Origin of the sequence: Microcoleus sp. T2B6 (assembly GCF_036700475.1) — a bacterium.
Classification (GTDB): Bacteria; Cyanobacteriota; Cyanobacteriia; order Cyanobacteriales; family Microcoleaceae; genus Microcoleus.
Genome location: NZ_JAUBOZ010000212.1, coordinates 1 through 4,324, shown reverse-complemented (window position 1 = coordinate 4,324; position 4,324 = coordinate 1). Strand labels below are relative to the sequence as shown.

Genomic DNA, 4,324 nt, shown 5'->3' with positions numbered 1-4,324 from the left:
GCTGCAATGAATGATGAATACATGATGCTTCTTCTCAAATCCTTTTGTCAAGGCTGATTGAGATGCTCTTACCCTGTATATTGCTGCTACCGAAGCTGCGTATTTGAATGCTGACTTTGAGGGCATGGAACAGATGGCAGCAGAGGTATTGCAGAATGCTCAGACGATTTTAGACAAAGTTAAAATTTACGAAATTCAAATTGCCGCCCTGACAGCCCAGGGCAAGATGTTGGAGACGATCGCAGTAGGCAGAAATGCACTCTTGCAATTGGGGATTGATCTACCCACCGAACCTGATGAAGCGTTGATTGGCAAAGCGTTACAAAACCTTGCCAACCAACTCCAGGGTAGACAGATTGAAGAACTGGTTGACTTGCCTGTGATGACCGATTCCCAGACTCAGGCAGCTATGCAATTGTTAGGAATATTGTTTGCAACCATTTTCCAGGGAATGCCGGGTTTGCTGCCCCTACTTAGCTCCAGGATGGTGAGTTTATCGCTCTCCTTTGGGAATGCACCCGCATCAAGCGTGGGGTATGCGATTCACGGACTGGTTTTGTGTGCTTTTTTTGGAGATGTCGAAACGGGCTATGACTTTGGTAAATTGGCATTCTCATTGCTGGATCGGTTCAATATGCGGGAATTCAAGTCTCAAATTATAATTGTGTTTGGGGGTTTTATTCAGCATCGCCAAGAAGCTCTCTTAGCAACGATACCGACGCTGAAAGATGGCTATACGGCGGGCATGGAAACTGGTGATTTTCTAAATGCTGGCTACAACATAAGTGGTTACTTTTATGTCCATTTCTTCGGTGGGGTAGAACTAGACAGTTGGGCATCAGAAATAGCAGGTTACAGCGCTGTCATGGCGCAGGTAAAGCAATATTCTGCCCAGGGTTTGTTGAATATGACGCAGCAGACGGTGAAGAATTTGAGGGAAGCCTGTATTCTGTCGGATTGCTTAATCGGAACTGCCTACGATGAAACCGTGATGATTTCTAAGCACCATCAGAACAATGACCTGACAGCGATCGCTGCTGTCTACATCTACAAACTGCTGCTTGCTTACTGCTATGGCAATTATACGGCTGCCCTAAACTACATTGCCCAAGGTCAACAGTATTTAATGGCAGTATCGGGATCGGTTTTTGTTCCCGCTTTCCATTTTTATGCAGCTTTGACGCACTTGGCACTCTTCCCCACACAGCCAGGAACCGAGCAAGCTGAAATTCTTACTCAGGCCCAAGCCCATCAAACGACTCTGCAACAGTGGGCGCAAAATGCTCCGATGAATCATTTGCATAAATGGTATTTGGTTGAGGCCGAAAAACATCGCGTTTTGGGTAATAAAGTTGAGGCGATTGAAATGTACGATCGCGCCATTGCTGGAGCTAAACAAAATCTATTCCTCAATGAAGAAGCAATAGCCAACGAACTAGCAGCCAAGTTTTATCTAGAATGGAATAAAGAAAAATTTGCCCAACTCTACATGATTGAGGCGTATTATTGTTATATCCAATGGGGAGCCACTGCTAAGGTAAAAGATTTAGAAACGCGATACCCCCACTTATTAAAACCTATTCAAGCCGGAAGAAAAAACACTAAAACTACCGGAACTGTAACGACCACGGGTTTGGTTAAAAACTTAGATGTCAGCACAGTAATGAAAGCTTCTCAGGCAATTTCTGGAGAAATTATGCTAGATAAGCTACTGTCTAGCTTGATGAAAATTTTGATCGAAAGTGCAGGGGCGCAAAGAGGATATCTAATTTTATTAACCCAGGAAAAGCTGTTAATTGAAGCTGAAGGGGCAATAAATTCCCAACAAGTCACCGTGTTGCAGTCAATCCCCGTTGAAGATTGTCAAGAACTTTCCTCCGCAATTGTCAATTATGTGGCCCGCACTCAAGAAAGCGTGGTACTAGATGATGCTGTCCGAGAGGGACAATTTACCAACGACCATTACATCCACAAAAATCAGCCCAAATCAATTTTATGCGTGCCGCTGATTAACCAAGCTCAAATCGTCAGTATTGTTTACCTAGAAAACAATCTGACAGCCGGAGCTTTTACCCCAGAAAGAGTGGAACTATTAAAAGTGTTATCTGGACAAGCGGCTATATCGATTCAAAATTCTAAACTCTATACAGAAGTACGCGAAAATGAAACCAGGCTGACTCAATTCCTAGAAGCTATGCCAGTAGGGATAGTTGTACTCAAACCCAGTGGTACACCTTACTACGTTAATCAGAAGGGGCAGCAGCTTCTGGGAAAAGGAGTTGCGCCTGATGCCACACGCGAACAATTGGCAGAGGTTTATCAAGTTTATGCTGCGGACACTTCTAATCCGTATCCTGCTGAAAAAATGCCTGGAGTGCGGGCATTAAATGGTGAAAGTTCCACTGTTAATGATATAGAAATCTACCAGACTGACAAGGTTGTACCCATCGAAGTTTGGGGAACGCCTATCTATGATAATCAGAGCAATATTGCCTACGGACTAGCAGCATTTCAAGATATAACGGAGCGCAAAAAAGCCGAAACAGAGCAGATCAGGTTCACCAATGAACTTTTTAAACTCAACAAAGCTTACGAGCGCTTCGTCCCCAATCAGTTCCTCCATTTTTTAGAGAGACCAAGCATTGTCGATGTCGAATTGGGCGACCAAGTGCAGTTAGAAATGTCGGTGCTATTTTCCGACATTCGCGACTTCACTACGCTTTCGGAAAGTATGACTCCGGAGGATAATTTTCAGTTCATTAATGCTTATTTATCTCGGATGGAATCAGCGATTATTGAGAATCATGGCTTTATTGATAAATATATTGGTGATGCGATTATGGCCCTATTTAGCGGTAATGCTGATAATGCAGTAAATGCCAGTATTGCCATGCTGCATCAACTTCAAGTATACAATCAAGAGCGGGTTAATTCTGGCTATGCCCCGATTAAGATTGGCATTGGCATTAATACTGGGAATTTAATGTTAGGCACGGTGGGCGGACCAAATCGCATGGATACGACGGTAATTAGTGATGCGGTGAATTTAGCTGCTCGTGTGGAAGGATTAACAAAAAATTATGGTGTTGCTTTACTGATTACACAGCAGACTTTTAATAAGTTAGCTAATCCTAGCAACTATGCTATTCGCATGATCGCTCAAATTAGTGTGAAGGGAAAAGTAGACTTATCTACAATTTATGAAGTTTTTGAGGCAGATATTCCTGAAACAAAGCGAGGCAAATTAGCAACCAAAGATTTATTTAATCAAGCTGTGAGCTTATATCGACAACAGAAATTTATCGAAGCCACAGCATTATTTGCTCAATGTTTAGAACTCTGCCCTTCGGATCAAGTTGCTCAAATTTATTGGGACTGGTGTGAACAAAAAACTATCAGTTTAAACATCGAACTCTTAGAGAGAAGTTTAGCATTAATAAAACCTCACTCTGATGAATTTGTAAGTAACTTTTATGAAATACTTTTTAATGAGTCTTCTCAGATTAAAGCTCTTTTTATGAATACAAGAATGGCACAGCAAAAAGAAAAGCTTTGGCAAAGCTTAGAAATCATTATTGAAAATTTACGGAAACCTAAGTTAATTAATGTTTTTGCTAAAGGATTAGGTGCAACTCATGCCAAATATGGCGTTTCAGTAGAACATTTTCCTGTTGTTGCCAATGCACTCATTCAATCCCTGAAGGCGCAGATGGGTTTAGAGTGGACACCTGAAACTGAAAAAGCTTGGGTAGAGGCTTATACAATTATTCAGTCAGCTATGATTGATGGCATGGGAGTTATGTGACCTTTATGAGGTGTTTGATGCTGACCCGCCAGAAATCAAAGCGGGCAAGTTAGCTACCCTGGAATTGTTTGCAGAAGCGAGGGCAAATTACTTGGAAGGGAAGTTAGCTGAGGTGGCGCGGCTGTTTTCGGAGTGTTGGCGTCAGAATCCGGGGGATGCCGTCGCTAAAATTTATTGGGAACGCTGTCAGTCTACTTTAAGAAATCGCACAAAAATTAAAGACAGGCTACACAATGTAGATTAATGATAAAAGTCCAAAGCTCGATCGCTACATGAAAAACTAAACATTTGTTACAAAAATAAATTACCTTTCTAACGTGCTATTCTATACACAAAACTGGTGCCTTTTGACTTAGCGTTAATTTTTAGCAAAAAAATCAATATGCTCTCGATTCCAGGCGTTGCCGTCCAGACGCTGCTTTACGAAAGTGTCAACTCTCTAGTTTACCGGGCGATTCGGGAAGCAGATAAAGGGCCGATTATCCTCAAACTTCTCAAAGAAAACTACCCCACACCTCA

General features: G+C 42.1%; 2 protein-coding genes and 1 pseudogene. All 3 read left to right on the top strand.

What is annotated here, in order from left to right; all coding sequences use genetic code 11:
* Positions 1-67: 67 nt before the first annotated feature.
* Positions 68-3,370: pseudogene (locus QUA00_RS36310) on the top strand (adenylate/guanylate cyclase domain-containing protein); the annotation flags it as partial.
* Positions 3,365-3,805 carry a globin domain-containing protein gene (locus QUA00_RS36305; protein WP_333413413.1) on the top strand — a complete coding sequence of 147 codons (441 nt, stop codon included), beginning with the start codon at positions 3,365-3,367 and terminating at the stop codon, positions 3,803-3,805. The pseudogene QUA00_RS36310 and the gene QUA00_RS36305, both read left to right, overlap by 6 nt.
* The gene (locus QUA00_RS36300; RefSeq protein WP_333413411.1) at positions 3,786-4,049 is read left to right on the top strand and encodes a hypothetical protein; all 264 of its coding nucleotides are present in this window, start codon (positions 3,786-3,788) and stop codon (positions 4,047-4,049) included. The genes QUA00_RS36305 and QUA00_RS36300 overlap by 20 nt, the downstream gene beginning before the upstream one ends.
* Positions 4,050-4,324: the final 275 nt, after the last annotated feature.